This window comes from Pantoea cypripedii (assembly GCF_002095535.1).
In the GTDB taxonomy this organism is placed as follows: Bacteria; Pseudomonadota; Gammaproteobacteria; order Enterobacterales; family Enterobacteriaceae; genus Pantoea; species Pantoea cypripedii.
The window spans coordinates 2,107,715-2,130,978 of the sequence record NZ_MLJI01000001.1; the positions used below are offsets into that span (position 1 = coordinate 2,107,715).

The 23,264-nt window shown below is 54.0% G+C and carries 20 protein-coding genes; 11 read left to right on the top strand and 9 right to left on the bottom strand.

The genetic code is table 11. The features are described 5' to 3' along the window. Positions 1-20 precede the first annotated feature (20 nt). The 4 genes from HA50_RS09810 to HA50_RS09825 are packed head-to-tail and all read right to left on the bottom strand — an operon-like array spanning position 21 to position 5,878. Complete coding sequence (locus tag HA50_RS09810) at positions 21-953, bottom strand: LysR family transcriptional regulator (RefSeq protein WP_084874775.1); 933 nt, start codon at positions 951-953, stop codon at positions 21-23. A 17-nt stretch (positions 954-970) separates the two neighbouring features. Beyond that, positions 971-1,699 carry an amino acid ABC transporter ATP-binding protein gene (locus tag HA50_RS09815; RefSeq protein WP_084874777.1) on the bottom strand — a complete coding sequence of 243 codons (729 nt, stop codon included), beginning with the start codon at positions 1,697-1,699 and terminating at the stop codon, positions 971-973. Next, positions 1,696-2,928 carry a M20/M25/M40 family metallo-hydrolase gene (locus tag HA50_RS09820; protein WP_084874780.1) on the bottom strand — a complete coding sequence of 411 codons (1,233 nt, stop codon included), beginning with the start codon at positions 2,926-2,928 and terminating at the stop codon, positions 1,696-1,698. Before HA50_RS09820 ends, HA50_RS09815 begins: the two co-directional genes overlap by 4 nt. Next, entirely contained in the window at positions 2,921-5,878 is a 2,958-nt protein-coding gene (locus HA50_RS09825; protein ID WP_084874786.1) for an FAD-dependent oxidoreductase, read from the bottom strand. Before HA50_RS09825 ends, HA50_RS09820 begins: the two co-directional genes overlap by 8 nt. Positions 5,879-5,968: 90 nt before the next feature. Here HA50_RS09825 and HA50_RS09830 point away from each other — a divergent pair, with 90 nt between their 5' ends. From HA50_RS09830 to HA50_RS09855, 6 genes are all read left to right on the top strand, one after another. Next, positions 5,969-6,865 (top strand): dihydrodipicolinate synthase family protein, encoded by an 897-nt coding sequence (locus tag HA50_RS09830; RefSeq protein ID WP_084874788.1) that lies wholly within the window; start codon positions 5,969-5,971, stop codon positions 6,863-6,865. 35 nt (positions 6,866-6,900) lie between these two features. Further along, the gene (locus HA50_RS09835) at positions 6,901-7,731 is read left to right on the top strand and encodes an ABC transporter substrate-binding protein (protein ID WP_084874790.1); all 831 of its coding nucleotides are present in this window, start codon (positions 6,901-6,903) and stop codon (positions 7,729-7,731) included. Positions 7,732-7,748: 17 nt separating this feature from the next. Beyond that, complete coding sequence (locus HA50_RS09840) at positions 7,749-8,498, top strand: amino acid ABC transporter permease (RefSeq protein ID WP_084874792.1); 750 nt, start codon at positions 7,749-7,751, stop codon at positions 8,496-8,498. Further along, on the top strand, positions 8,495-9,910 hold the full coding sequence (gene hydA, locus HA50_RS09845; RefSeq protein ID WP_084874795.1) for a dihydropyrimidinase: 1,416 nt from the start codon (positions 8,495-8,497) through the stop codon (positions 9,908-9,910). Before HA50_RS09840 ends, hydA begins: the two co-directional genes overlap by 4 nt. 45 nt (positions 9,911-9,955) lie before the next feature. Continuing rightward, positions 9,956-10,639, top strand: coding sequence for a GntR family transcriptional regulator (locus tag HA50_RS09850; protein ID WP_084874797.1), 684 nt, complete (start codon positions 9,956-9,958; stop codon positions 10,637-10,639). Positions 10,640-10,791: 152 nt separating this feature from the next. Beyond that, positions 10,792-12,123, top strand: coding sequence for a hypothetical protein (locus tag HA50_RS09855; protein ID WP_084874799.1), 1,332 nt, complete (start codon positions 10,792-10,794; stop codon positions 12,121-12,123). A gap of 287 nt (positions 12,124-12,410) precedes the next feature. On the opposite strand, the gene HA50_RS09860 is transcribed toward HA50_RS09855, so the two are convergent. The 5 genes from HA50_RS09860 to HA50_RS09880 form a co-directional block, all read right to left on the bottom strand. After that, entirely contained in the window at positions 12,411-13,247 is an 837-nt protein-coding gene (locus tag HA50_RS09860) for an urea carboxylase-associated family protein (RefSeq protein ID WP_084874801.1), read from the bottom strand. After that, positions 13,247-13,969 carry a GntR family transcriptional regulator gene (locus HA50_RS09865; RefSeq protein ID WP_084874803.1) on the bottom strand — a complete coding sequence of 241 codons (723 nt, stop codon included), beginning with the start codon at positions 13,967-13,969 and terminating at the stop codon, positions 13,247-13,249. The genes HA50_RS09860 and HA50_RS09865 overlap by 1 nt, the downstream gene beginning before the upstream one ends. 9 nt (positions 13,970-13,978) lie before the next feature. Continuing rightward, entirely contained in the window at positions 13,979-15,487 is a 1,509-nt protein-coding gene (locus HA50_RS09870; RefSeq protein ID WP_084874805.1) for an amino acid ABC transporter permease/ATP-binding protein, read from the bottom strand. Positions 15,488-15,511: 24 nt separating this feature from the next. After that, entirely contained in the window at positions 15,512-16,327 is an 816-nt protein-coding gene (locus HA50_RS09875; protein WP_084874807.1) for an ABC transporter substrate-binding protein, read from the bottom strand. A gap of 189 nt (positions 16,328-16,516) precedes the next feature. Then, complete coding sequence (locus tag HA50_RS09880; RefSeq protein WP_084874809.1) at positions 16,517-17,068, bottom strand: NADPH-dependent FMN reductase; 552 nt, start codon at positions 17,066-17,068, stop codon at positions 16,517-16,519. A gap of 257 nt (positions 17,069-17,325) precedes the next feature. Between HA50_RS09880 and HA50_RS09885 the strand changes: the two genes are divergently transcribed. The 5 genes from HA50_RS09885 to araC all read left to right on the top strand — a co-directional run bounded on the left by HA50_RS09885 (position 17,326) and on the right by araC (position 23,106). Then, complete coding sequence (locus tag HA50_RS09885; RefSeq protein WP_084874811.1) at positions 17,326-17,538, top strand: hypothetical protein; 213 nt, start codon at positions 17,326-17,328, stop codon at positions 17,536-17,538. A 117-nt stretch (positions 17,539-17,655) separates the two neighbouring features. Then, positions 17,656-18,492 (top strand): alpha/beta fold hydrolase, encoded by an 837-nt coding sequence (locus HA50_RS09890; RefSeq protein ID WP_084874813.1) that lies wholly within the window; start codon positions 17,656-17,658, stop codon positions 18,490-18,492. 189 nt (positions 18,493-18,681) lie between these two features. Then, positions 18,682-20,721 carry a beta-galactosidase gene (locus HA50_RS09895; RefSeq protein ID WP_084874815.1) on the top strand — a complete coding sequence of 680 codons (2,040 nt, stop codon included), beginning with the start codon at positions 18,682-18,684 and terminating at the stop codon, positions 20,719-20,721. Continuing rightward, positions 20,718-22,133: an MFS transporter gene (locus HA50_RS09900; protein WP_084874817.1), complete on the top strand. Its 1,416-nt coding sequence runs from the start codon at positions 20,718-20,720 to the stop codon at positions 22,131-22,133. Before HA50_RS09895 ends, HA50_RS09900 begins: the two co-directional genes overlap by 4 nt. Positions 22,134-22,227: 94 nt before the next feature. Continuing rightward, on the top strand, positions 22,228-23,106 hold the full coding sequence (araC, locus tag HA50_RS09905) for an arabinose operon transcriptional regulator AraC (RefSeq protein ID WP_084878460.1): 879 nt from the start codon (positions 22,228-22,230) through the stop codon (positions 23,104-23,106). Positions 23,107-23,264 lie beyond the last annotated feature (158 nt).

Consider the following 23,264-nt stretch of genomic DNA (forward strand, 5'->3'; position numbering starts at 1 on the left):
TGTTAGGTAATAAGTGAATATTATGATGTGACGGCGGAAATAAACGGCGTGGACTCCATTTCGCGAATAAAATGGTCAATAAACGCCGTCACCGCTTTGGGTAAGCTGCGGCCCGCCAGCGTATTCAGTTCGATATTGATGCCGTGCAGATCCTGTCCCACCAGCGGCACGGCGCACAAATTATGTGCGCGAATATATTCGCGCACCGTCATTTCGGACGCCACCACCACCCCCTGTTCGTAGCGTACAAAGGCCAGCAGCGCGCTGATGGAGTTAGTGACAAATACCGGCGAAATGACGATCCCCTGACGGCTACAGCAGGCATCGAACAGGCGGCGCAACATAATTGGCCGTTCCGGCAGTCCGAGAGGATAGCCACTTAGCTGCGAAAGCTGTAAACCGCTGCGCCGGGCAAGCACATGATCGGGCGGCATCACCGCCACCAGCCGGGACTGCAAGCGCCAGGCGACATGGATATTTTCCTCGGGAATCTGGCTGAAAGTCAGCCCGAGGTCACTTTCCCCTTCGCGCAGCCGACGCACCACCTCTTCGGCATGGGTAACATGCAGGCGAAAATGGATATCGGGATAATGGCGACGGAAGGAGGCGATCATCATCGGTAAAAAATCGACGCTGAAGCCAGCTGAACTATCGATGCGGACTTCACCTTTACGCAGCCCGCTTAGTTCAGCCAGTTCATGCACCACCTTTTCACTTTCCAGCTGGGTGCGGATCGCCCAGGCCGCCAGCAACTCCCCGGCGGCGGTGGGGACCATTCCTTCCTTACGCCGTTCGAACAGGGTTTCCCCCAGCCGATCTTCCAGGCCGCTGATCTGACGACTGATAGCGGAGGCGGCAACATTCAGTTTTTGAGCCGCCAGGCTGAGTGAACCCGAGCGAACCACTTCCAGAAAGTAGCGGACGGCATTTTCCTGCAAATGGCGTGCTTTCATACTCAGCCTTTTTTAGCTTAATGGTGAATGATCTGGTCGAGAAAATTGCGCGCGCGCGGTGAGGCCGGAGTGGTGAAAAAGGTTTCGGTCTCGGCGTCTTCGATAATTTCCCCGGCATCCATAAAAATGATGCGGTCAGCAATCTTACGGGCAAAACCCAGTTCATGCGTGACACAACACATGGTCATGCCTTCAGCAGCCAGTTCCGCCATCACCGCCAGCACCTCCGCCACCATTTCAGGATCCAGTGCCGAGGTGGGTTCGTCAAACAACATCACTTTGGGGTTCATTGCCAGCGCACGGGCGATAGCGACACGTTGCTGCTGGCCACCGGACAACTGGGCCGGATATTTATGCCCGTGCCGTTCCATGCCCACACGTTGCAGCAGTTCCTGCGCTTTATCTAATGCCGCCGCACGCGGGCGTTTCAGGTTACGCATCTGCGGCACAATCAGGTTTTCCAGCACCGTCATATGTGGGAATAATTCAAAGGACTGAAACACCATACCCACCTGCTGACGCAGGGCGGTGAGATTGGTTTTCTTATCACTGAGCTTCATGCCATCCACATCAATTTCGCCGCGCTGAAACGGCTCCAGCGCATTGATGCATTTAATTAAGGTGGATTTCCCCGAGCCGGACGGGCCGCAAATCACCACCACTTCGCCTTTTTGAATATTCAGCGTGCAGTTTTTCAGCACCGGCAGCTGACCATAATATTTCGACAGATTATTAATGGCGATCATGCGTTTTTCTCCTGCAAAAGGGTAAGCAGACTATTGGCGACGATTTTGGTGGCGCGCTGTAAATCATCAAGATGCACACGCTCATCGGCGCGGTGCCCATTGGCCTCCAGGAAACTACGCGGTCCGGCACCGTACATAATGGTGGGAATGCCTGCGGCACTGTACAGACGGGCATCGGTATACAGCGGTAGCCCGACTAACGGGATCGGCTCCTGCAGGATTTCTTCTGCCTGCTGGCTGAAAATATTGGCCAGAGCGATGCTCGCGGCGGATGAGGTAAAAGGGCGCGCCAGCAAAATGCGTTTTACCTTGCAGGTAATGCCGGTCAGCTGCTGTTCGACGCTGGCAATCAGCGCGATTAATTCCTGTTCCACCGCCTCCGGGTTTTCCTCCGGGATAATGCGACGGTCGAGGCGAATAACCATATTATCGCCCACCACATTGGTATTAATGCCGCCCGACACCAGACCAATCACCAGCGTAGGGGAATCAATACCCGGAACCTGTGAGTGCGTTGCGGCCAGCGAGTCGCGATAGTGATACAGCGCGCTCATCACACGGTTCCCGGCTTCGATGGCATCTTGGCCGCTGGCAGGAAAAGCGGCGTGCGCCGATTTACCCTGCACGGCGATTTCCAGATGCAGACAACCATTATGCGCGGTGACGACAAAGTAACTTAGCGCAGCACAGACCACGTAATCCGGCTTGCTGATGCCATTCTCCAGCAGCCAGCCAGGTCCGGTCGCGCCACCGGTTTCTTCATCGTAAGTAATGTGCAGCTCGATGGTGCCATTTAGCCTGGCTTCGCTGTGGATCAGCGCCAGCAGCGCGTAAGCATAAGTGGTGATGTCTGATTTCGACACCGCAGCCCCACGACCATATAACCAGCCATCTTCGATTTCGGCCCCGTAAGGGTCTTTGCTCCAGCCGCCACCGGGTGGCACCACATCACCGTGCGCATTGAGCGCTACCGTTGGACCAGGTCCAAAGCGATGACGCACCACCAGGTTGGTCGCGCTGCGCATCCCGGCAGCCTGTACCACCTCATCCGGCACCGTGAAGGTTTCGACTTCCAGCCCCAGCGCGCGTAACTGCTGCGCGGTGACTAAAGCATGGGGCGTGCAATCACCTGGCGGGTTATCCGACGGGGTTTGCACCAGAATTTTCAGCATCTCAACCTGGTCGGGAAAATGGTGTTCAATCCATGTGGCGACACGTTGTTTACTCATTGACAGCAGTCCTGTGATTATCGAAACGGGAAATATGGTAAGGCGACAGATTGATCTCACTGCTGCCACGAAGAATAAGTTGCGCCAGGCTGCGGGCCACCACCGGCGACAGGGTATAACCATTGGAGGTCACGGCGTTGTAGAAACCGGGGATGCCGGGCACTTCGCCAATAATCGGCGCGCCGTCGATATTGATATTCATCCCGGCCCAGCTGCGCACCATATGCAGGCCACTCAGCGCGGGCAGCACTTTATTTGCCACCCATAAATTGCCTTCAATACTTTCGCGCGTGGGCTGATTCATGCGCATCGCCGGATTAAATTGCGCGCTCCAGCCTCCGCCAATTAATAAGCTGCCGTGTGCGGTCTGTTTCAGGCTGAGATGACGGCCCGCGTGTGCAATCAGATGATCCACCAGCGGCGCGGCACGTTCGGTGACGATCATCTGCAACGGCGCGCCTTTGACCGGCACGTTGATCCCCACCATTTCACCCACTTTGGCGGCCCAGGCACCGGCAGCATTGATCACCCGCTGCGCCTCAATCACGCCACGGCTGGTCTGCACCCGGTAGCCGCCGTGGGAGAGCCGCTCAATGGCCATCACATCGGTGCCGCGCTGGAAACGAGCGCCCTGCGCGCTCGCCAGCTGATTCACCACATAGGTGGCACGCAGTGGGTTGATTTTGCCTTCCATCGGGCAAAATTCAGCACCGATCAGCTGCGGGGAAAGGTTGGGGGACAGTTGCGCCAATTCACGCGCATCCAGCAAGCTGGCTTCGATACCGTAGCGGCGTTCCAGCAACATTTTCTGTTCGAGGAAACGCATTTCCTGCTCGGTTTCCGCCACCATCAGCCCGCCGGTGATCTTAATTTCCAGCGACTCACCGCTGGCGGCTTCCAGTTCCTGCCACAACCGGACCGAAACCGGCCCGAGTGGCAGCGTTTGTGCTGCCGGACCGCCGCCTTGTTCGGCTTTGGCACCAAAATCGAAGGACAGCAGTTGCACATGCAAGCTACCGGCGTTGGCCCCGGAAGCCTGTAAATTGATATCGTCGCGCTCCACCACCAGCACATCCGCACCGCCTTGTGCGAGGTAATAACCGAGGCAGTTGCCCATCACGCCGCCACCGATCACCAGGACGTCGGTCTTCTGCGCGGGCAAGGGCGCAGATTCCACCGGGCGCGCCAGATTAGGGGTGATGGCGGGTTTATGGCCGCCCCATTCCTGTTTCTCAAAGGTCAGCGCAGCAATCGGCACCGGACGCACCGGGAAGCGGGGCGCATAGAATCCGCTGGTTTGCTTTTGGCGTCCGGTCATCTCCGTCACCAGCTGCGCCACCATGCCGGAGCAGGTCCGGCCCTGACATAAGCCCATGCCGGTGCGCAGGTTACGCTTCAGCGCGGCCGGGGTATCCATGCCCGCGCTGATGGCGCTGCGCAAGCTGCCAAGGGTGATGTTTTCGCAGCGGCAAATCACCGTTTCGTCCGCCAGCGATTGCAGGCTCACCGGCGGAGCCTGATACACCTGCCACAACGCCTGTTGAAAATCTTCTGCTTTGGCGAGGCGTGTTTTCAACTGATGGATATCAATGCTCTCAGCCGTTTTGCCGAGCGCCTGGAGCGCACGGATGCCAGCCAGCTGACCGCGCGTCTGGGCAATCTGCGCGCCGCCGAGCCGGGCACCATCGCCGATGACATAAACGCCAGCGACGCTGGTTGCGCCGTCTGCATCGGTTTTAATTGTTGGGGTGCTGAACGGGGTGGCGGCAAGTTGCTGTTCGCAGCCCAGCGAACGAGCCAGATCGGTGGAGGGAATAAAGCCGTGGCCGAGACAGAGCACGTCGCACGCAATTTCGCGGCTTGAACCGGGAATGCGCTGCCCGTGCTGATCCACCGCCATAACGGTGATGCGTTCTAACCGATCCTGTCCGTGCGCCGCGATCACTTCATAACCCCAGCGCACCGCCACACGATTTTTTTTCAGGATCGACAGGTAATGACGCCCCTTGAACAACAGCTCGGGGGCAACTTTTGCCATGGTCAGGATCTGCCGCAGCAGTTTGATCCCCGGTTTAGCGGCACGTTCCAGCACCTCAACCACCTTGCCCTGGCTGGCGACCAGCTCGGCGGCAAACTGCAAATTCAATGGACCATTGCCGCTGACCACCACTCGCTCACCGGGAATGACCCGATACGCTTTCGCCAGCGTCTGGCCAGCGCCGGTAGTCATCACGCCGGGCAGGGTCCAGCCTGGAAAAGGCACCGGGCGCTCATAGGCACCGGTGGCGATGATCAGCTGTTGCGGGCGAATCAGCAGCGTTTGATCGCGCCAGATAACGCCAATTTCCTGGGCAGAAAAGGCCGCCCAGACCGTGGCCTGTTGCAGAATGTCGACCCCGGCAGCCTGGGTTTCTTTCAGCAGGGTGTCGCCATCGCGCCATTGCTGCGGCACTTTGCCATGCAGGGTGTGAGAAGGGGCCAGCGGTTTAAAAAACTGGCCGCCACTTTGCGGACGTTCATCGATCACCATGACCTTCGCACCCGCTCTGGCGGCGGTGCGTGCGGCGGAAAGCCCTGCCGGACCGGCACCCAGCACCAGCAGATCGCAGTCGCGTGTTTCAGGGGCAATGTTGTGTGGGGTTGGGGCGAGAGGTTGGGCCGGTGGTTGCGGGGCGCGCTGAGTCTGCACCTGCATACCGTCCTGCACCAGAGTCATGCAGCTGCGTTGCGATCCTTTGCCGTCCACCTGCACCACACACTCGTAGCAGGCCCCCATGCCGCACCATAACCCGCGTTTGTCACCCTGATCGGTCTCACGGATAGTCACGATATTTTGCCGCGCGAGTGCAGCCGCAATGGTTTCGTCAGGCAGGGCCTGCACGGCTTTGCCATCAAACCAGATGGTCAGAGTTTTGCTGGCAGGAATGATGTTGGGAGATTTGAGTTCCATAACGCTTGTGATCCGACAACGCTTGTGTATACATTATGTATACGGTATACAAACGGTATGCATCAAGCAATTTCTTAAGGAACTCAAAACATGGCGCAGTTTCGCGGTACTTATACGGTGTTAATTACTCCTTTCACCCAGGATGGTTTAGCAATTGACGTGCCAGCTCTGGAAAAATTGGTCGATTGGCAAATTGAGCAAGGTATTCATGGGCTTATCCCATTGGGCAGTACCGGTGAATTTTTATCGATGACCCGTGAGGAGCGCCAGCTGGTCACCGAAACGGTGATTCGCACCGCAAGAGGGCGTGTACCGGTGCTGATGGGAACCGGTGCAGAATGGACGCCGGAATGCGTGGAACTGAGTAAAGAAGCGGAAGCGATGGGTGCAGATGGCGTGATGATCATCCCGCCATTTTATAGCTGCCCGAACGAAGACGAATTGTTTGCCCATTACCGTGCGGTGGGCGAAGCGCTTTCCATCCCGATCATGATTTACAACAACCCGGCCACCGCCAATGTCGATTTGCTGCCGAAAACCGTGGCGCGTTTATCGGAGATCGACACCGTTAGCTATATCAAAGAATCCACGCTGGAAGTCACCCGTGTGCGCGACATCATCGAATTGTGCGGCGACCGCATGAATGTGTTCGCCGGTATTCTCGGCTACGAATCCTTCTGGCTCGGTGCCTGCGGTTGGGTGGCGGTGGCGTCGAATCTGCTGCCATCGCAATGCGCGCAAATGTTCGAGGCCGCCGTGGACCGTCTTGATCGTAATGAAGCTCTGGCGCTGTATCACAAAATTCTGCCGGTAGTGCGTGCGGTTGGCGGACCACATTATGTTGCCGCCAGCAAAGCGGGACTGTCGATGATGGGACTGGAGGTGGGCATCCCGCGTGCGCCGCGTCTGCCACTTGCCAGCGATTTGCACCAGGTTTTGCGCCATGAATTAGAAAAACTCGCAGTGCTGAACAGCTTTCAGCATTGATACCCGTCCTATTTTTGCTTATTCGGAGAATGTAAATGATGACCAAAAAAACGTTGATAGCAGCTGCATGTCTTCTTACGGGTAGCCTGTTTATGCAAGCCAGCTTCGCGGCCTGTACCCCGATTGAGGGTGCAAACCTGGTAACAGCGGGTGAGTTAAAGATGTCCACTAACCCGACCTTACCGCCACTGCAATATGTCGATGGTGAGGGCCAGTTAAAAGGCATGCGCATCGAGCTGGGCGAGGAAATTGCCAAACGTCTGTGCCTGAAACCGGACTACACCCGTATTGAATTCTCCGCAATGGTGCCGGGTTTGCAGGGCGGACGCTGGGACATGATCAACACCGGCATTTTCTTCACCCCGGCACGCGCCAAAATCATGTATCTGATCCCGTATGAAAGCCAGGCCATCAGCGTCTCCGTAGCCCCTGCCGACAGCGGCAAAATTGCCAAAGTTGAAGATCTGGCGGGTAAAAGTGTTGGTGTAGAAATCGGCGGTTTTGAAGAAACCACCATCCGCAAAATCAGCAAAGAGCTGGAAGCCAAAGGTCTCAAACCGGTTGATATTCATACCTTTGATAACTTCACCGTGGCATTCCAGGCATTACGCGCGCAGCAGGTGAGTGCGGTGATCAGCATCGACGCCGTCGCAGCGGATTATCAACACAAAGGGATGTTTAAGCAGGTGCTTTCTGGCATCGACCCGACACCGGTTGCTATTGCATTCAAAGACGCACATCTGGCGGACGCTACCGCGAAAGTGCTGAACCAGATGAATGCCGATGGCAGCTTACCGGCGCTGTTTAACAAGTATGGCGCGAAAATGATCTCCGGAACCTTTAGTGTTCAGGGTCCCCACTCGTAACTGTAGGAAAGCGAATTATGATTCAGGGCTGGAGCTGGGAAGGGTACTTCCATTATCTCACCAACTATTTCATTTTCATGGGGGCGGTGAATACCGTCCTGTTAACCCTGGCGGGAATGGCGGGCGGGCTGGTATTGGGAATATTACTTGCCTTTGCCAGACTCTCGCCCTGGGCATGGATTAAACAGATTGCGCGTACTTATATCTGGATTTTTCGTGGTACGCCGTTACTGGTGCAGCTGATTATTATCTACACCGGCCTGCCGCAGATAGGCATTCGCTTTAGCGTGATTGAAGCGGTGGTGATGGGGCTGGTATTGAATGAAGCGGCTTACCTGGCGGAAATCATTCGCGGTGGTGTGCAGGCTTTGCCGAAAGGGCAAATTAATGCGGCCAAAGCCCTGGGCTTTAACCAGCTGAATGTGGCGCGTTACGTGATTTTCCCGCAGACCATGCGTTTAATCCTGCCGTCGTTAGGCAACAGCTTTAATGGATTATTAAAAACCACGTCTATCGCTTCGGTGATTTCCATGGAGGAGTTACTGCGTCGTACTCAAATATTGATGCAGGAACAATTTATGGTGCTGGAACTGTTTATGGTGGCCGCCACCTATTATCTGCTCCTCACCACCTTGTGGGACTTTATCCAGCGCAAAATCGAACGTCACTACGCGAAAGCGTATCAAAACACCACCCACAGCAGTGAACCGGTCAAAACCAGCTTTAAGGAAGTTTCCAGTGCTTACACCCGGGAGACGCAACCATGAAATCCTTTGATCTGATTATTAAAAATGCCGATATCGTGACGGCTGCCGATCGTTATCATGGTGATATTGGCATCAATGATGGCCGTATCAGCGTCATCGCAGCAACACTCGATGAAACGCTGGCGCAGCAGGTGATCGATGCCAAAGGTCGCATGGTCACGCCGGGCGGTGTTGATGCCCATTGTCACCTCGACCAGCCTTCCACCGACGGTTCTGTCGGGGCGGATGATTTTATCAGCGGCACGCGTTCAGCTGCCTGTGGCGGCACTACCACCATTATTCCTTTTGCTATGCAATTCAAAGGGCAAAGCCTGCACGACGCGATCGCCGATTATCATCAGCGTGCGGAAGGGAAAGCCTGCATTGATTACGCATTTCACCTGATTGTTACCGACGCCAATGCCGCAGTGATTGAAGAGATTCCGCAGGTTATCCAGCAGGGCTACACGTCATTTAAGATCTACATGACCTATGACGCGTTAAAACTGACCGATCATCATATTTTAAATGTGCTGGAAGCGACGCGTGAAGCCGGGGCAATTGCCATGATCCACGCGGAAAATGATGACTGCATCAGTTGGTTAACCGAGCGGCTGAAAAAGCAGGGTAAAATCGCGCCGCGTTATCATGCGCTGGCCCATTCACCGATTGGCGAGCGTGAAGCCACGCACCGGGCGATTTCTCTGGCGGAACTGGTCGATGTGCCGATTTTGCTGGTCCATGTGTCCAGCCGTGCGGCGATTGAGCAGATTTACTGGGCGCGTGGTCAGGGCATCAATATCTTTTCTGAAACCTGTCCGCAATATCTGTTTCTCACCGCCGAGGATTTGGGGATCGATGACAGTTTCCACGGGGCGAAATGTATTTGTAGCCCGCCGCCACGCGATACCGACAGCCAGAATGCGGTGTGGAATGCGTTAGCGAACGGCACTTTTACCATTTTTTCCTCGGATCATTGCCCGTTTAACTTCGATGATCCGCAAGGTAAGAAGCTGCATGGCGATAACGCTTCGTTTGATCTGGTGCCTAATGGCATCGCCGGACTGGAAACACGTCTGCCGTTATTGATGAGTGAAGGGGTACTGAAGAAGCGGATTTCCGCCCAGCGCTTTGTCGATTTGACCGCCACCGCACCGGCGAAGCTCTATGGCCTGTATCCGCAAAAAGGTAGCATTGCGGTGGGCTCGGATGCCGATCTGGTGATCTGGGATACCGATATCGATAAAACCATCAGCAATCGCGATTTGCACACCAATGCCGATCACACGCCTTATGAAGGTAAACAGGTTCAGGCCTGGCCTGCCATCACCTTATCGCGCGGTGAAAAAGTCTGGGCGGAGGGTGAATATCAGGGAAGGGCGGGGAATGGTGCGTTTCTCACCTGTGCGGTGCCTTTCCCAATAAGCGGATAATCCGGTAAACTCATTAGCCATTTTACTTTTGGACACTGCGTGAAGATGACTGACTATCAGGATCACACCCTTGCTGCGATTATGGCTGCCAAGCCGTTGTATATGAAATCAGCCAGTCTGTCTGAGCAGGTTTATACGTTGCTGAAGGAGTTAATCCTTGAACGTAAAATTCCCGGAAGTAGTGAAATGCTGGAATCGCGGCTGGCGGAAGAGTTGCAGGTTTCCCGTACGCCAATGCGCGAGGCATTGGTGAGGCTGGCGGGTGAAAACCTGCTGGAACGACGCGGCGCACGTTCCTACACCGTGCGCACCATCGATATCAAAGAGTATCTTGATACCATGGCGCTGCGGGAAGTGCTGGAAGCGGAAGCGGTGGGTAAAGCGCTGGATAAAATCAGCGCCGCTACGCTGGATGACCTGCTTAAAGAGCTGCGTGAGTTGATTGATGCCGGTGAGGCGCAGGAACATCTTTTCTGGCGTTTCGATGAAAAGCTGCACAACACCATTGCCGAAGCCAGTGGCAACCTGGTGCTGGCACAGGTGTTAAAAGGTTTGCGCGTTAACGTGCGCCTGTTCCGTTTGCATAGCCCGCTGCATCGCCAGCAGGAAAATCATGCCGAGCATCTTGATTTGCTCAATGCGATGCGTGAAGGCGATCGGGAAAAAAGCCTGGCTTCCATTCGTAAACACATTATTAATTTGCGCAATGATGTGATTTCTTCGCTGTAAAAAATTTTCTTATCCTTATCTGGCGGCGCGATTTATCGCGCCGTTATCATTTCTAATCTGATATATCCCCTGAGTTTTTCCTGATTTCTAATTTTGAGCGTAATAAATATGCTAGCCTGAATCCCATTCGGACGATAAAAGTGAGGGATTATATGGAAACCGGTGTAGCTAACGTCAGTGGCAATAATGTTATTGTCCCCAGTGAAGTTGATAGTCATGAGCTTCATCAATTCCCGGTGAGCGGTGCTTCAAATAATACAGTTGAACCTCTTAGCCTGGTCGCCACCACAACGCCAAATATATCACCCAGCGATTGTTTTAAAAAAATAATTTCTTTTTTTTCTTCGCTTAACATTCTGCATATTGAAACACATAAAACACCATTTTTATCTACCATTCACTTACTGGAGGAATTTTATAAAAATAGCGAATCCTTCAGGATATGCTTTGAAAAAGTCTGTCAGAAAATAACCCATGCGGATTTTAAAACTAAAAAACATTTCGCTCAAATATTGCATGCGTTTAATGATTATCAAAAAGAGTTCAAAGATAACGCTACGAGTGTAGAATTGGCTTTATTCTGTACGATGCAAAAAATCATTTCCTATGGTTCAGGTTCGATTAATATCGAGCCGATTAAGCGCGCACTGGGCCAGAGTGATGATCAGGCCATTTTGCCGGTGCTAAAGGATTTGGACAGTCGCTGTCTGGATAACTTTCTGCGCGTCGAAACGAAAGATTATACGCCTGATGCCTACGCCAGCGGTATTTGCAATTCCCCATTGGATTTAACGCTGCTGGGAATTCAGGATTTGATTAAGAGTTATAATCCGGAAAATAAACCGGTGGTGTTGATTTTTGATTTTGATGACACCGTCAGCATTTCCAATCATCGATTTATGGGCTTATCGAACACGGAGTGGAATAACAGGGAGAACGATAGCACTGCATATGATAAAGAAGCTCACATACGGGATGTTTTTCTCTCAGTTTGCGCGGGGCGGGAGTATGTTGGATTTATTTCATCGCGTCCTTTTATTGATAGCGCATTAATGCGACTGGTTGATTTTTTAGAAACAAAAGAAATCGCCGGTGCGATATGGCAGGATGAATCTCAACGTGAGATGAAAATTAATTTTGATGGTACGGTCAAAAAAGATGTCACGACATTCCCGGATGGGAAGCCTCGTTGGTGGTGTTATAACGATAAAGTTTACCTGACATTCCATACGCCTAAGATTGAAATCATTAATGACATAGTGAATAAACTTGCCATGAAGCACGGCGTCAAACCGAGCGATTTCTTTGTCGCGTTTTGTGACGATGATGGAGGGAATCATGAAGTCGCGCGTAATGCCTTTAAACAGATGAAAAGCGACGGAGTTGAAAGTTATGAGCTTTTATCGGTGCAAACATGCCCGCATGAGATGGTCGAGGATGTGTATGTCTACCGGGAAGGCATGGAGAATGAATCCCAGGCTTGATCTGCAACGTATTCAGGCGTCGCTACGTGAAATCTGAGAAAAGAGCAGGGTAATGATGGTGGAGTTTTGCCGTAGCGGTGCCCCTGGTGCGAATAAATTCGCACCCTACAGATGTAGGGGCGGCATTGATGCCGACCAGGCCAATAACCGCGACGGGCGAGGTGCGGTCCGGGGCGTGTGCGGATACCTTATTTAACATAATATACATTGTAGGTACTTTTATGGCAGCTAAGCTCAAATGTCCAATCTGAGCTTAGCGACGCCATAACCCCGGCTATAAAAGCCAATTACCAGCTGACGGGCTTCAGCTGCATTCCATGGTTACCCCGGTAATCCGGTGATACCGGCGATATCCAGTTAGCCAGCAACTCAGCCTGCGGTTTGTAGATTTCAACGCCCAGCGGACGGCAAACTTTCAGCGTATCTTCCGCTTCGTCGCCCCACATCGGCAATGACAGATCGCCACCCGGACAGGTCGATAACGCACACAGCAGGTCAATCTCAGCGAAGAACTCCAGATAATCGCCCTTTTTCGCCGGACAAGCTTTCATAAAGTATTGGTCATCGTCGTTCAGGCCGGTGCACTGGAAGACATTCATCACATCGTGAACATCAAACTCAGTCAGACCATACGGCTGCACGGCACGCACCAGGTTGGAATGGCAATGGAAATCGAAATCTTCACCGGTCAGCAGCTTGTTGACGTAAGGATCGCAACGCGTTCCCAGCAAATCATGGACACGCCCACCATCGCTGTCGATACCATAATCCGCCAGCGAATCGGCAGTAATGGTCGCCATTGGCCGGATAAACGGTAAATTGGACCACAGGCGATCGTAAGTCGAAAGATGCGCGCGTTGCAGCTGACGTGTGCGGGACACCCACATTCTCTCGCGCGGATCGCGGCGGTTCCAGATGTTCAAATCCCCAACCTGCGGACCTTCTGGCGTGGTAATACGGAACAAATGCCCGGCTGGCACTTCCCAGGCAAAACCGGTACGAATCGGGATCAAATGGGAGGCGGTAAGCTCACGCGGTCCCTCGGCAAGTGCCTGATAAAACTGGCGATCAACATCTAATGCAGAGCCGGATGTGCTCTGGTACGCGGCAGGATAATTCGACATCAGTATGATTCTCCATGAGAAATAGGATGACTAAAAGTGGTGGTCAGCTGGCGCTCGGAATAGTCGAGGTAATCAATCAGCGCCTGGCATGCGGCGGCGGTTTGATGCTCGCCCAGCAATGTCAGGATCTGACGATCGCGGGCAATCCACGGCAGCTGAAAATCACGCTCGCCAGCACCGCTGCAAAACAGCAGACGTAACTGCGCCAGCAAGACGCTGAAAAAATCGTTGAATCTGGAGCAACCCAACATCTGTACGATGCTTTGATGAAAACGCAGGCTATGGGTACCCACGCTGCGCCACTGTTCTTCGGCTGCGGCCTGGGCAGCCTTGTCCAGATGCTGCGCCATGCGCGTCAGATGAAAGTCACTGACTGGGCTGTTCACGGTCAGCGCCAGCACTTCCAGATGGCGGCGCGCTTTGAAAATATCGCGCACATCACGCTTATCCAGCTGACGCACAAACACCCCGCGATTCTGGTGATAATTCACCAACCCTTCGCCGTGTAAGAAACGCAGCGCTTCCCGCAGCGTATTGCGGGAACTGTCACATAACGCCGCCAGTTCGATTTCGCCCAGCGCCTGCCCGGCTACCAGGTTGCCGCTGATAATATTTTCCCGCAGCAGAATCGATATGCGTTCGAAAGCAGGCAAGCCAGATAAATCAATATGCTCTGGTATTTCAATGGTTAAGGTGCGGGTTTCCCCGGCTGATCCTTTCATATGCTGACCTCAGGCCGTGGCCATATCATCGATAAAGCGCGAAATCCGGTGATCGCGCATCTGGCGAATCTCTGCCGGTGAGGCATCGATCTGAATACGCCCCTGCTCCATAAACACCACCCGGTCGGAAATAGCGAAAGCAAACTTCATCTCATGGGTGACGATCAACATGGTGATCCCCTCCTCTGCCAGCTTTTCAATCACCTGCAGAACTTCGCTGACGCGTTCGGGATCAAGTGCCGATGTCGGTTCATCAAACAGCACCACCGCAGGCTTCATGACCAGCGTACGGGCAATGGCCACGCGTTGTTGCTGACCACCGGATAGCTGATGCGGATATTTGGTGGCATGTTCCAGCATCCCCACTTTATCCAGCATTGCCAGGCTGCGTTGATGCAGATCCTCACGGCTGTCCAGATTGTGCAGACGCGGTGCCAGCAGCAAATTCTCCAGCACCGTTTTATGCGGGAACAGATTAAAACCCTGGAACACCATGCCGAGCCGGGTAATCTGCGAACGGTAAGGTAAGGCATTCTCACGCTGTCCCGCCTCGATAAACGCCTGACCCAGCAGCTCTACGCTGCCCTGGTCGAGTTTCTCAAGCCCGTTCACCGTACGGATAAGCGTCGTTTTGCCGGAGCCGGAAGGACCAATAATCGAGATCACCTCGCCAGGTTTCACGCTGAGGTTGATATCGCGCAGCACCGGTTTATCGTTAAACGCTTTGCTGATGCCACGCAATTGCAGAATCGGTTTGGCCGAGGCGCTGTGGCTTTTGCGCGTCAGTGCCTGGGGGGCCGGTAAACTGGCGCGTGCCTGTTCGGCATCAAACGCGGCCGGAGTCCGATTTTGTACATCCCAGCGGCGTTCGAGCCAGCCAAACAGACGCTCAAACACAGTGACGATCAGCACGTAGTAACAGGCCACCGCCAGCATGGTTTCCATCACCTTGAAGTTGTCGGTGTACAGACGCTCGCCCACCATCAAAATCTCGGACAGGGAAATCACCGACACCAGCGAGGTCATCTTCACGATGGTAATAAATTCATTCACCAGGGTGGGCAGCGAGATGCGCAACGCCTGCGGAATAATGATGCTGAGGCGGATCTGGGTGGTGTTTAATCCTAACGCCCTTCCCGCTTCAAACTGCCCGCGCTGGACTGATAACAAACCACCGCGATGAATCTCCGCAATATAGGCGGTCTCACTGATGATCAGGGCCAGCAGGCCAGCGGCAAACGGGTTGGACAGTACGCTGCTGGTCGCCGGAAAAATCTGTGGCAGGTTAAAGATAAAAATCAGCAGCACCAGCAACGGCAGGCTGCGAAACAGCCAGATATAACAGCCAGCAACATTGCGCAGCAGCGCATGGCGCGACTGTTTTGCCAGCGCCACACCCAGTCCCAGAACGATCCCTCCCAGCCAGGTCAGCACGCTGAGTTGCACCACCAGCCAACTGGCCCGCCAGAAGTCCGCGTAATGAAATAAACTTATCAGGTAAGGCCAGTCAAATTGCATGCTTCCTCCAGGGAGATCCGTTATTTACAGCGTGCCAGCCAATGCTTTGGTGATTTCATCCGCGTCCGGCATTTGCAGGTTGTACTTTTGCAACAGCGCACGATAGCTGCCATCACTCACCTTCTGCGCGAATGAGGTTTTCAGTTCGTTCAGCAGCTGCGGGTTGTCCTTATTCACCGCCAGGCCGACCACCACCGGATAAATCATCTGATGTGAAGAGATTTTCAGGCGCTGCCCGGTCTTTTCGACTGTCGCTTTGGCCACTGCGGCATCTTCATATTGCGCATCCACCGCTGACGACAGCAGCGCCTGCGTGGCTTCCGGTGAAGTCGGGAACTCGCGTACCGAAATGGCACCCAGCCCTTTCGGCTGGCAATAGTCCGTTGACACTTTATTCAGACGCGCAATCCAGGCACCGCCTTTGATCGAAGCGACGCGTTTGCCGCACAGATCTTCCGGCTTTTCAGGCGCAAAGCTGGAACTGGCGGTGACCAGCAAAGAACCCCCGGTTTTCATATACGGCAGAAAATCCACCTGCTGTGCCCGCTCTGGCGTGACATACAGTGTTGAGGCGACAACGTCGAACTTATCGCTTTTTAAGCCGAGGATCAGGCTGGCAAAGCGGGTGTCCTTCACCACCGGTTTCAGTTTCAGCGGCGCGGCGATCAGGTCAATAAACTCAGCATCAAACCCGGCGGGTTTATCCTGTTTTAAGAAGTTATACGGCGGATACGTCAGGTCCGAGCCAATGGTCAGGCTGCCAGGCACAAGGGTGGCAGCCTGCGCGACGCTGAAGAACACAGGTGCTGCAAGACAGGCCATGCGTAACATCGTTTTCATAGTGGAAAGCCTCTGGTGTTGTTTGTTCAACAATGTATAAGCATTAAGTGTGCCAATATTATGTTTTGTGATTTTTCAGTGGATCAAATGCAGCCAGGGAGGATCTTGTTACGATGGATTGAACCAGAATGGGGCAAAAAAAACGGGCGATGCACCAGCATCGCCCGCTCGGGGAAGGAAAGGATCAGGTTATTTGCCGGCAAATTCCGCAAAGGCCACCAACTGGCGCGCGAGGAAACGTTTGGTGTCCTCATCAACCAGCACGCCATCCACCACCTTATGGCCGACATCGCCAATCATTGCTTCCGGCTTATTCAGCACTTTGGCATCGAAATAAGCGAGGATCTGTCGCAGATGCAGCTGCGCGCGCACCCCACCTAACTTACCCGGCGAGGCAGACTGAATCAGCACCGGCTTTCCGGCCAGCGGTTGCGGATTGACACGAGAAAGCCAGTCGAGGGCATTCTTCAGCAAGCCCGGAATGGAATGGTTATATTCCGGGGTGATGATCACCAGGCCATCAGCCCCGGCGATATGTTCTGCCATGGCGACCACGGCCGCAGGGAAACCCTCCAGTTCCGTGTCCATGCTGTAATGCGGGAATTCCCCCGGCGATCCCAGAGCGGTAAACACCACGCCCTCGGGAGCCAGTTCCGGTAATGTGCTGGCAATCGCCGCATTGACCGATCCGCTACGCAGGCTACAGGTCAGGGTGACAAACTTCAGAGGGTGATTATTCATGGTTCGCTCGCTATGTAATGGGGAAATCTAAGCGATTATCAGCAAGAATTGAAAAAAAGTAAGTTATACAGAAGGATAGCTATACCAAGATATAATTGATCCTTTTGCTGAAAGTCACATCCACGCCCTATTACATCATTCAAATTATCTGAACGACTCCGCCAGAGATCAGGTATTTAGTTCCCCCTGCCATGTGCTTACAATTTATGCAATCGAAGCATACGCTTCCCCGACATTGAGCGACACAGGAAATGATCATGAAATATATCAACATTTTTGCCACCAGCATGACGCTGCTATTCCTCTCATTCTCAAGCTTTGCCCAGGCACACGGCACGCCGCTGGATGCTGCCCAGGCCCGCGTAGTGATGCAGTCTAAAGAGGCTGGCGCATCATATAAAATCGACAGCGCACGATATGTGAACCACATCGAGCCTGCTGCTGAACTGATCAGCTTCACCCTCGAATAACCCCCGCCATACGCCGTCGTTTCTGCGTGCCTGCGACTATACTGTTGCGGGGGTTAACACCCTCAGTGCCGCTACTCATCAGCTCAAAACAATCCTTAACTGATAGGAGTCTGTTCTATGGCTTTTGTAACGACGAAAGATGGCGTGAATATCTTCTTCAAAGACTGGGGACCTAAAGAAGCTCAACCGATTGTCTTCCATCACGGCTGGCCATTAAGTGCCGATGACTGGGACAATCAGATGTTGTTCTTTCTGGCAGAAGGATTCCGGGTTATCGCGATTGACCGCCGCGGTCATGGCCGCTCGGATCAGGTCAGTGAAGGACATGATATGGACCATTACGCCGCAGATGCCTCAGCAGTAGCTGAACATCTTGACCTGCATAATGCGGTGCATATCGGACATTCCACCGGTGGCGGCCAGGTCGCACGTTATGTCGCCCAATATGGCCAGCCTCAGGGCCGCGTCGCCAAAGCGGTGCTGATTAGCGCGGTACCGCCGCTGATGTTGAAGACACCGGGTAATCCCGAGGGTACACCATTAGAGGTGTTTGATGGTTTCCGTGCTGCGCTGGCGGCGAATCGCGCGCAGTTCTATCTCGATGTGGCTACGGGGCCGTTCTATGGCTTCAACCGCGAAGGCGCGCAGATTTCCCAGGGCACGATTCAGAACTGGTGGCGTCAGGGCATGATCGGCAGTGCCAAAGCGCATTACGAAGGTATCAAAGCCTTCTCGGAAACCGATCAGACGGAAGATTTAAAGGCGATTACCGTCCCGACGCTGGTGCTGCAGGGCGATGACGATCAGGTGGTGCCCTATAAAGTGGCCGCACTGCTGCAGGATGAACTGCTGCAGGACAGCACATTGAAAATTTATCCCGGCTTTCCCCACGGGATGCACACCACCCATGCTGATGTGATCAACGCCGATTTACTTGCCTTTATCCGTGCCTGATTGACCTTCTCTTCTAAACCAGTCCGTTCCGGGCTGGTTTACCCTTCCCAACCCTTCTGTCATTTTGTGATGCAGTTCATGGACTTAAGGCGGGAGCGAGTTTCTCTATGTTCGTGACAGCAAATTTTATCTTTGGTCGATCTCATTCCGCTAACGTAGCGCCATAACGCATGCAGTGGAGGAAATGAGATGGATAAGCTGTTGTATGGTGTGGCCTATTATCGCGAATATTTGCCTGAGGAACGGCTGGATGAAGACATCAGTCTGATGAAGGCTGCCGGTATCAATGTGGTGCGCATTGCCGAAAGCACCTGGAGTACCTTCGAACGTCACGATGGGGAGTTTGATTTCTCCAGCGTGCTCACCGTGCTGGACCGCATGCATGCCAGCCAGATTGCGGTGATTATCGGCACCCCCACCTACGCGATACCGGGCTGGCTGGCAAAGAAACACCCATCCGTGATGGCGACCACGCCCCAGGGCGTGAACAAATATGGTCATCGCCAGAAGATGGATATTACCAGCCCCATCTATCTGCGTTACGCCGAACGGATTATCCGCGAATTATTACGCGCCACGGCGCAGCACCCCGCAGTGATGGGTTTTCAAATCGACAACGAAACCAAGTATTACGATACCTGCGGTGCGCATGTACAGCGTGATTTTGTGCGGCATTTGCAGCAGCGGTTTGCTGGCGATCTTGACCGCCTCAATGCGGAGTTCGGGCTGGATTACTGGAGCAACCGTATCGACGCCTGGGAGGACTTCCCGCCGCTGGAGAGCACCATCAATGCCAGTCTCGGCGCAGCTTTCCAGCAATATCAGCGTCAGCTGGTTGAACAATTTCTGGCCTGGCAGGCTGAACTTGTCAGCGAATACCGGCGGCCAGAACAGTTCATCACCCATAACTTCGATTTTGAATGGCGTACCTGGTCTTATGGGCTGCGTGGCGAGGTCGATCATTTCGCCGCTTCTGCCGCACTCGATATTACCGGCGTCGATATCTATCATCCCAGCCAGCACCAGCTGACCGGTGCTGAAATCGCCTTCGCCGGAGATATCGCCCGCACCACCAAAGATAACAATTATCTGGTGCTGGAAACCCAGGCGCAGGCCTTCAAAAACTGGACCCCTTATCCCGGCCAGCTGCGTCTACAGGCGTTCAGTCATATTGCCTCGGGTGCGGCGATGATCGGTTACTGGCACTGGCATTCTCTCCACAACGCCTATGAAACCTACTGGAAGGGTTTGCTCAGCCATGATCTGCAACCCAACCCGATTTACCATGAGGCACAACAGATTGGTCAGGCGCTGGCCCAGCTGTCGCCGCAACTGGCGGGATTAAAGAAACAGAACCAGGTGGCGCTGCTGGTCAGCAATGCCTGCCTGACCGCCATTGACTGGCACCCATATCAGGGGCACCAGTTTGGCCGTCACAAAGAGCATCAGTACAACGATCTGTTCCGCAGCTATTATGATGCCCTTTACCGGCTGAATATCGAGGTGGATATTCTCACCGTTGACGACCCGCGCATCAGCCGTTATCAGTTGCTGATCGCGCCACTGATGTACGCCGTATCTGATGACGTGCTGCAACGATTGAACCGATTCGTGGCTGACGGCGGTCATGTGCTGTATTCGTTTAAGTCAGGTTTTGCCAATCAGCATCTGAAAGTGCGTCATGAACGCCAGCCGGGCGTGATTCGCGAAGCGATTGGGGCCAGCTATCAATTGTTTGTCGAACCGCACGACGTCACCTTGCAGTCGGATGTGCTGGACCTGCCTCCGCAGGCCACCCAGGTTGAACACTGGATGGAACTACTGGAAACAGAGAACCCGAATGCGGAAATCTGGGCGCGTTATCAGCATCCTTACTGGGGCAAATATGCCGCTATCGTTCACAATCGATTTGGCCGTGGCAGCGCCACCTATATCGGATGCTGCATCAGCGAGGGTGCGCTGGAGAGCGTGTTATGTACGCTGCGCCAGCGACTGGGATTGGCCGATGACGCTGAGGGTCACCGCTTCCCGGTGGTGGTTAAACGCGCCACCAATCGCGCCGGTAACACCGTGCTGTTTTATCTCAACTTTAGCAGCCAGCCGCAACAGGTCACCTTGTCATGCGCGCGCGGGCGGGAATTGTTGCGCCAGCGGCACTGGCAACGCGGTGAGACGCTCACGCTGGCCGACTGGGATGTCGCGATTGTTGAACTGGAGGACGCACAATGAAAACCGCTACCCCGACGGATGACCTGCAACGCATTGGCCTCGCTGAACGCCTGGCCTTTGGCATCGGCGATTATGGCACCAACCTGACTTACACCCTGATGGTGACCTTCCTCGCCTATTTTTATACCGATGTCGTCGGAATCTCCGCCCTGCTGATTGGCTCGCTGATGTTCTTCGCCCGGGTGCTGGATGGGGTGATCTGTATCTTTGTCGGTATCCGCATCGATAAAACCCGTTCGCGTCTCGGCAAAGCGCGGCCCTGGGTGCTGTGGACGGCGCTGCCTTTTGGTCTGTCGGCCTTTTTGATGGCGACGGTGCCGGATGTCAGCGATAGCCTGAAGGTGACTTATGTGTGTATCACCTACCTGCTGGCAAACATTTGTTTTACCGCCAATAACATCGCCTATGGCTCATTACTTGCGCTGATCACCCGTGATGCGTATCAACGTGGCATCCTGAGTGTGTTCCGCAAGGGGCTATCGACCTGTGGTTCGCTGACAGTCGGCGTGTTCACCCTGCCGCTGGTCGCGCACTTCGGCAACAGCAGTACCTCCTGGATCATCGTGTTTGCCATCTTTGGCTTCTTTACCGCGCTCTGTCTGTTCCTGACGGCGTTGGGCACGCGTGAACGCGTCCAGCCGGTGCGCAGTGACAACAGCCAGCGCATCAATGCGCGTCAGGTGATGAGTTCCATGCTGGCGAACCGTTACTGGCTGATGATCTTTTTCTATCTGCTGATTACCTTTACCAGCCTGACCGCGCTCTCCGCCGTGGGGGTATATTATTCGAAATACATTCTGCGCGATGTCTCCCTGATTGCTTATATCAGCATGGCGCAATACATCCCCGGCCTACTGACCCTGATGATCATTCCGCTGTTGCTGAAAAAACTGGGTAAGCGACGTCTGGCGATGCTGGGCTTACTGGTCTGCTCGGTCGCCTATCTGATTCCGTTGCTAAATAAACAGGATGCGCTGTTTGTGATCATCGCCACTGCCGTGCGCAGCGTCGGCTTCTGTGGCATTGGGGCCACCATGTTTGCCTTGCTGGCCGATACCATCGACTACGGCGAATGGCGTACCGGGCTACGTATTGAGGGTATTTTGTTTAGTGCCGGTACCCTCGGGCAGACGCTGGGCATGGGGTTAGGTACCGCCAGTGTCGGCTGGATCCTCGGGGCGGCCGGATTTGTCAGCGGCGGCAACGCCGTACAATCACCGGCGGTGCTGAATACTATCGAGTTTATGTTTATCTTTTTCCCGCTCTTGCTGGCGCTACTCAACTTCGGGCTGCTTTATTTCTACAAACTGGATGATTTCTATCACCAGGTGGCACAGGACCTGGCAGCGGGCCGCTACCAGCAAACTAACCCGGTTATGACGCCGGTGGTTCAGGAGCCGCTGCAACACTAAAGTTGCGCCACGCCGCAAAAGCGCCCTCTGCTCAGCGATTCTGACGGAGGGCGTCGTTATACTTCCCGCACCCTACTTCGCAGGAATGATGCAGATGGTTGAGTTGAGCGACGCCGACATGATGAATTTCTCCCCGCTGGTGAAAAGTTTCACCTTTAACGCCTTTATGGTGTCGGGATATACGCCAATCAGCCCCGGTAGCAAGCTCGACTTCTTTATTCACCGACCCCAGGGGATGAAAGGTTATCTGCTCAATATCACGCTCAAAGGTGAAGGCATTATTCATCACGCTGACGGAGAATTCCGTTGCCAGCAGGGAGAAATGCTGTTGTTTCCGCCTGGCGTGTTGCATCACTACGGTCGCGCTAAAGAAAGCCCCGCCTGGGACCATTTGTGGATTTATTTTGTGCCGCGCCCCTACTGGATTGACTGGTTACACTGGGATCGTAACCTGGGGCAGATAGGCCGTATGGCATGCGGCGATACCCCACTGTTCCAGCATATGGTGCAACTGTTTAAAGAGGTTATTCACTGGAATGCCGCTGCTGAACCGCTGGCAGAAGCGATAGCAATGAACACGCTGGAGCGCATTATTCTGGATGCATTCCAGCGGCAACCCACCAGCAATCGTCATAACCGCGACCCACGTATCCAGACGGTCTGTCATTACATCAATGACCACCTGGCCGAAGAGACGCGCGTGGAACAATTGGCGCAGATGACGTTCTTATCCCCTTCCCGACTGGCGCATCTGTTCAAGCGTGAGATGGGACATACCATTTATGGCTGGCGTGAACGCCAGCGCGTTTCACGCGCCTGTGATTTGTTACAGCAAACTCAGTTGCCGATTGCCCAGGTCGCCCACGCAGTCGGGTACGGTGATCCCCTCTACTTCTCGCGCATATTTAGCCAGCACCGCACACTGAGCCCACGCGAATATCGCAAAAAGTTTGAACGTATACCGCTCTTTTAATTGGTCGATTGAATTCCGATCAATAATTAACCATTCGGGTCAATAAGTTATGCCTTATCTTCACACTGCAACATTCGCTGATGATAATCAGACTTATTGTGATAACATCCGGCGTTATGCTAACACCCCTACATCTTTACGCAGGTTGAACCTGTGTC

Excerpts from the sequence above, each read along its gene's own strand:
- HA50_RS09850 (WP_084874797.1), top strand. The coding sequence starts at position 9,956 with ATGACTGACTATCAGGATCACACCCTTGCTGCGATTATGGCTGCCAAG.
- HA50_RS09865 (WP_084874803.1), bottom strand. The coding sequence starts at position 13,969 with ATGAAAGGATCAGCCGGGGAAACCCGCACCTTAACCATTGAAATACCA.
- HA50_RS09860 (WP_084874801.1), bottom strand. The coding sequence starts at position 13,247 with ATGTCGAATTATCCTGCCGCGTACCAGAGCACATCCGGCTCTGCATTA.
- HA50_RS09820 (WP_084874780.1), bottom strand. The coding sequence starts at position 2,928 with ATGAGTAAACAACGTGTCGCCACATGGATTGAACACCATTTTCCCGAC.
- hydA (WP_084874795.1), top strand. The coding sequence starts at position 8,495 with ATGAAATCCTTTGATCTGATTATTAAAAATGCCGATATCGTGACGGCT.
- HA50_RS09895 (WP_084874815.1), top strand. The coding sequence starts at position 18,682 with ATGGATAAGCTGTTGTATGGTGTGGCCTATTATCGCGAATATTTGCCT.
- HA50_RS09890 (WP_084874813.1), top strand. The coding sequence starts at position 17,656 with ATGGCTTTTGTAACGACGAAAGATGGCGTGAATATCTTCTTCAAAGAC.
- HA50_RS09855 (WP_084874799.1), top strand. The coding sequence starts at position 10,792 with ATGGAAACCGGTGTAGCTAACGTCAGTGGCAATAATGTTATTGTCCCC.
- HA50_RS09875 (WP_084874807.1), bottom strand. The coding sequence starts at position 16,327 with ATGAAAACGATGTTACGCATGGCCTGTCTTGCAGCACCTGTGTTCTTC.
- HA50_RS09815 (WP_084874777.1), bottom strand. The coding sequence starts at position 1,699 with ATGATCGCCATTAATAATCTGTCGAAATATTATGGTCAGCTGCCGGTG.
- HA50_RS09880 (WP_084874809.1), bottom strand. The coding sequence starts at position 17,068 with ATGAATAATCACCCTCTGAAGTTTGTCACCCTGACCTGTAGCCTGCGT.
- HA50_RS09830 (WP_084874788.1), top strand. The coding sequence starts at position 5,969 with ATGGCGCAGTTTCGCGGTACTTATACGGTGTTAATTACTCCTTTCACC.
- araC (WP_084878460.1), top strand. The coding sequence starts at position 22,228 with ATGGTTGAGTTGAGCGACGCCGACATGATGAATTTCTCCCCGCTGGTG.
- HA50_RS09885 (WP_084874811.1), top strand. The coding sequence starts at position 17,326 with ATGAAATATATCAACATTTTTGCCACCAGCATGACGCTGCTATTCCTC.
- HA50_RS09870 (WP_084874805.1), bottom strand. The coding sequence starts at position 15,487 with ATGCAATTTGACTGGCCTTACCTGATAAGTTTATTTCATTACGCGGAC.
- HA50_RS09835 (WP_084874790.1), top strand. The coding sequence starts at position 6,901 with ATGATGACCAAAAAAACGTTGATAGCAGCTGCATGTCTTCTTACGGGT.
- HA50_RS09810 (WP_084874775.1), bottom strand. The coding sequence starts at position 953 with ATGAAAGCACGCCATTTGCAGGAAAATGCCGTCCGCTACTTTCTGGAA.
- HA50_RS09900 (WP_084874817.1), top strand. The coding sequence starts at position 20,718 with ATGAAAACCGCTACCCCGACGGATGACCTGCAACGCATTGGCCTCGCT.
- HA50_RS09840 (WP_084874792.1), top strand. The coding sequence starts at position 7,749 with ATGATTCAGGGCTGGAGCTGGGAAGGGTACTTCCATTATCTCACCAAC.
- HA50_RS09825 (WP_084874786.1), bottom strand. The coding sequence starts at position 5,878 with ATGGAACTCAAATCTCCCAACATCATTCCTGCCAGCAAAACTCTGACC.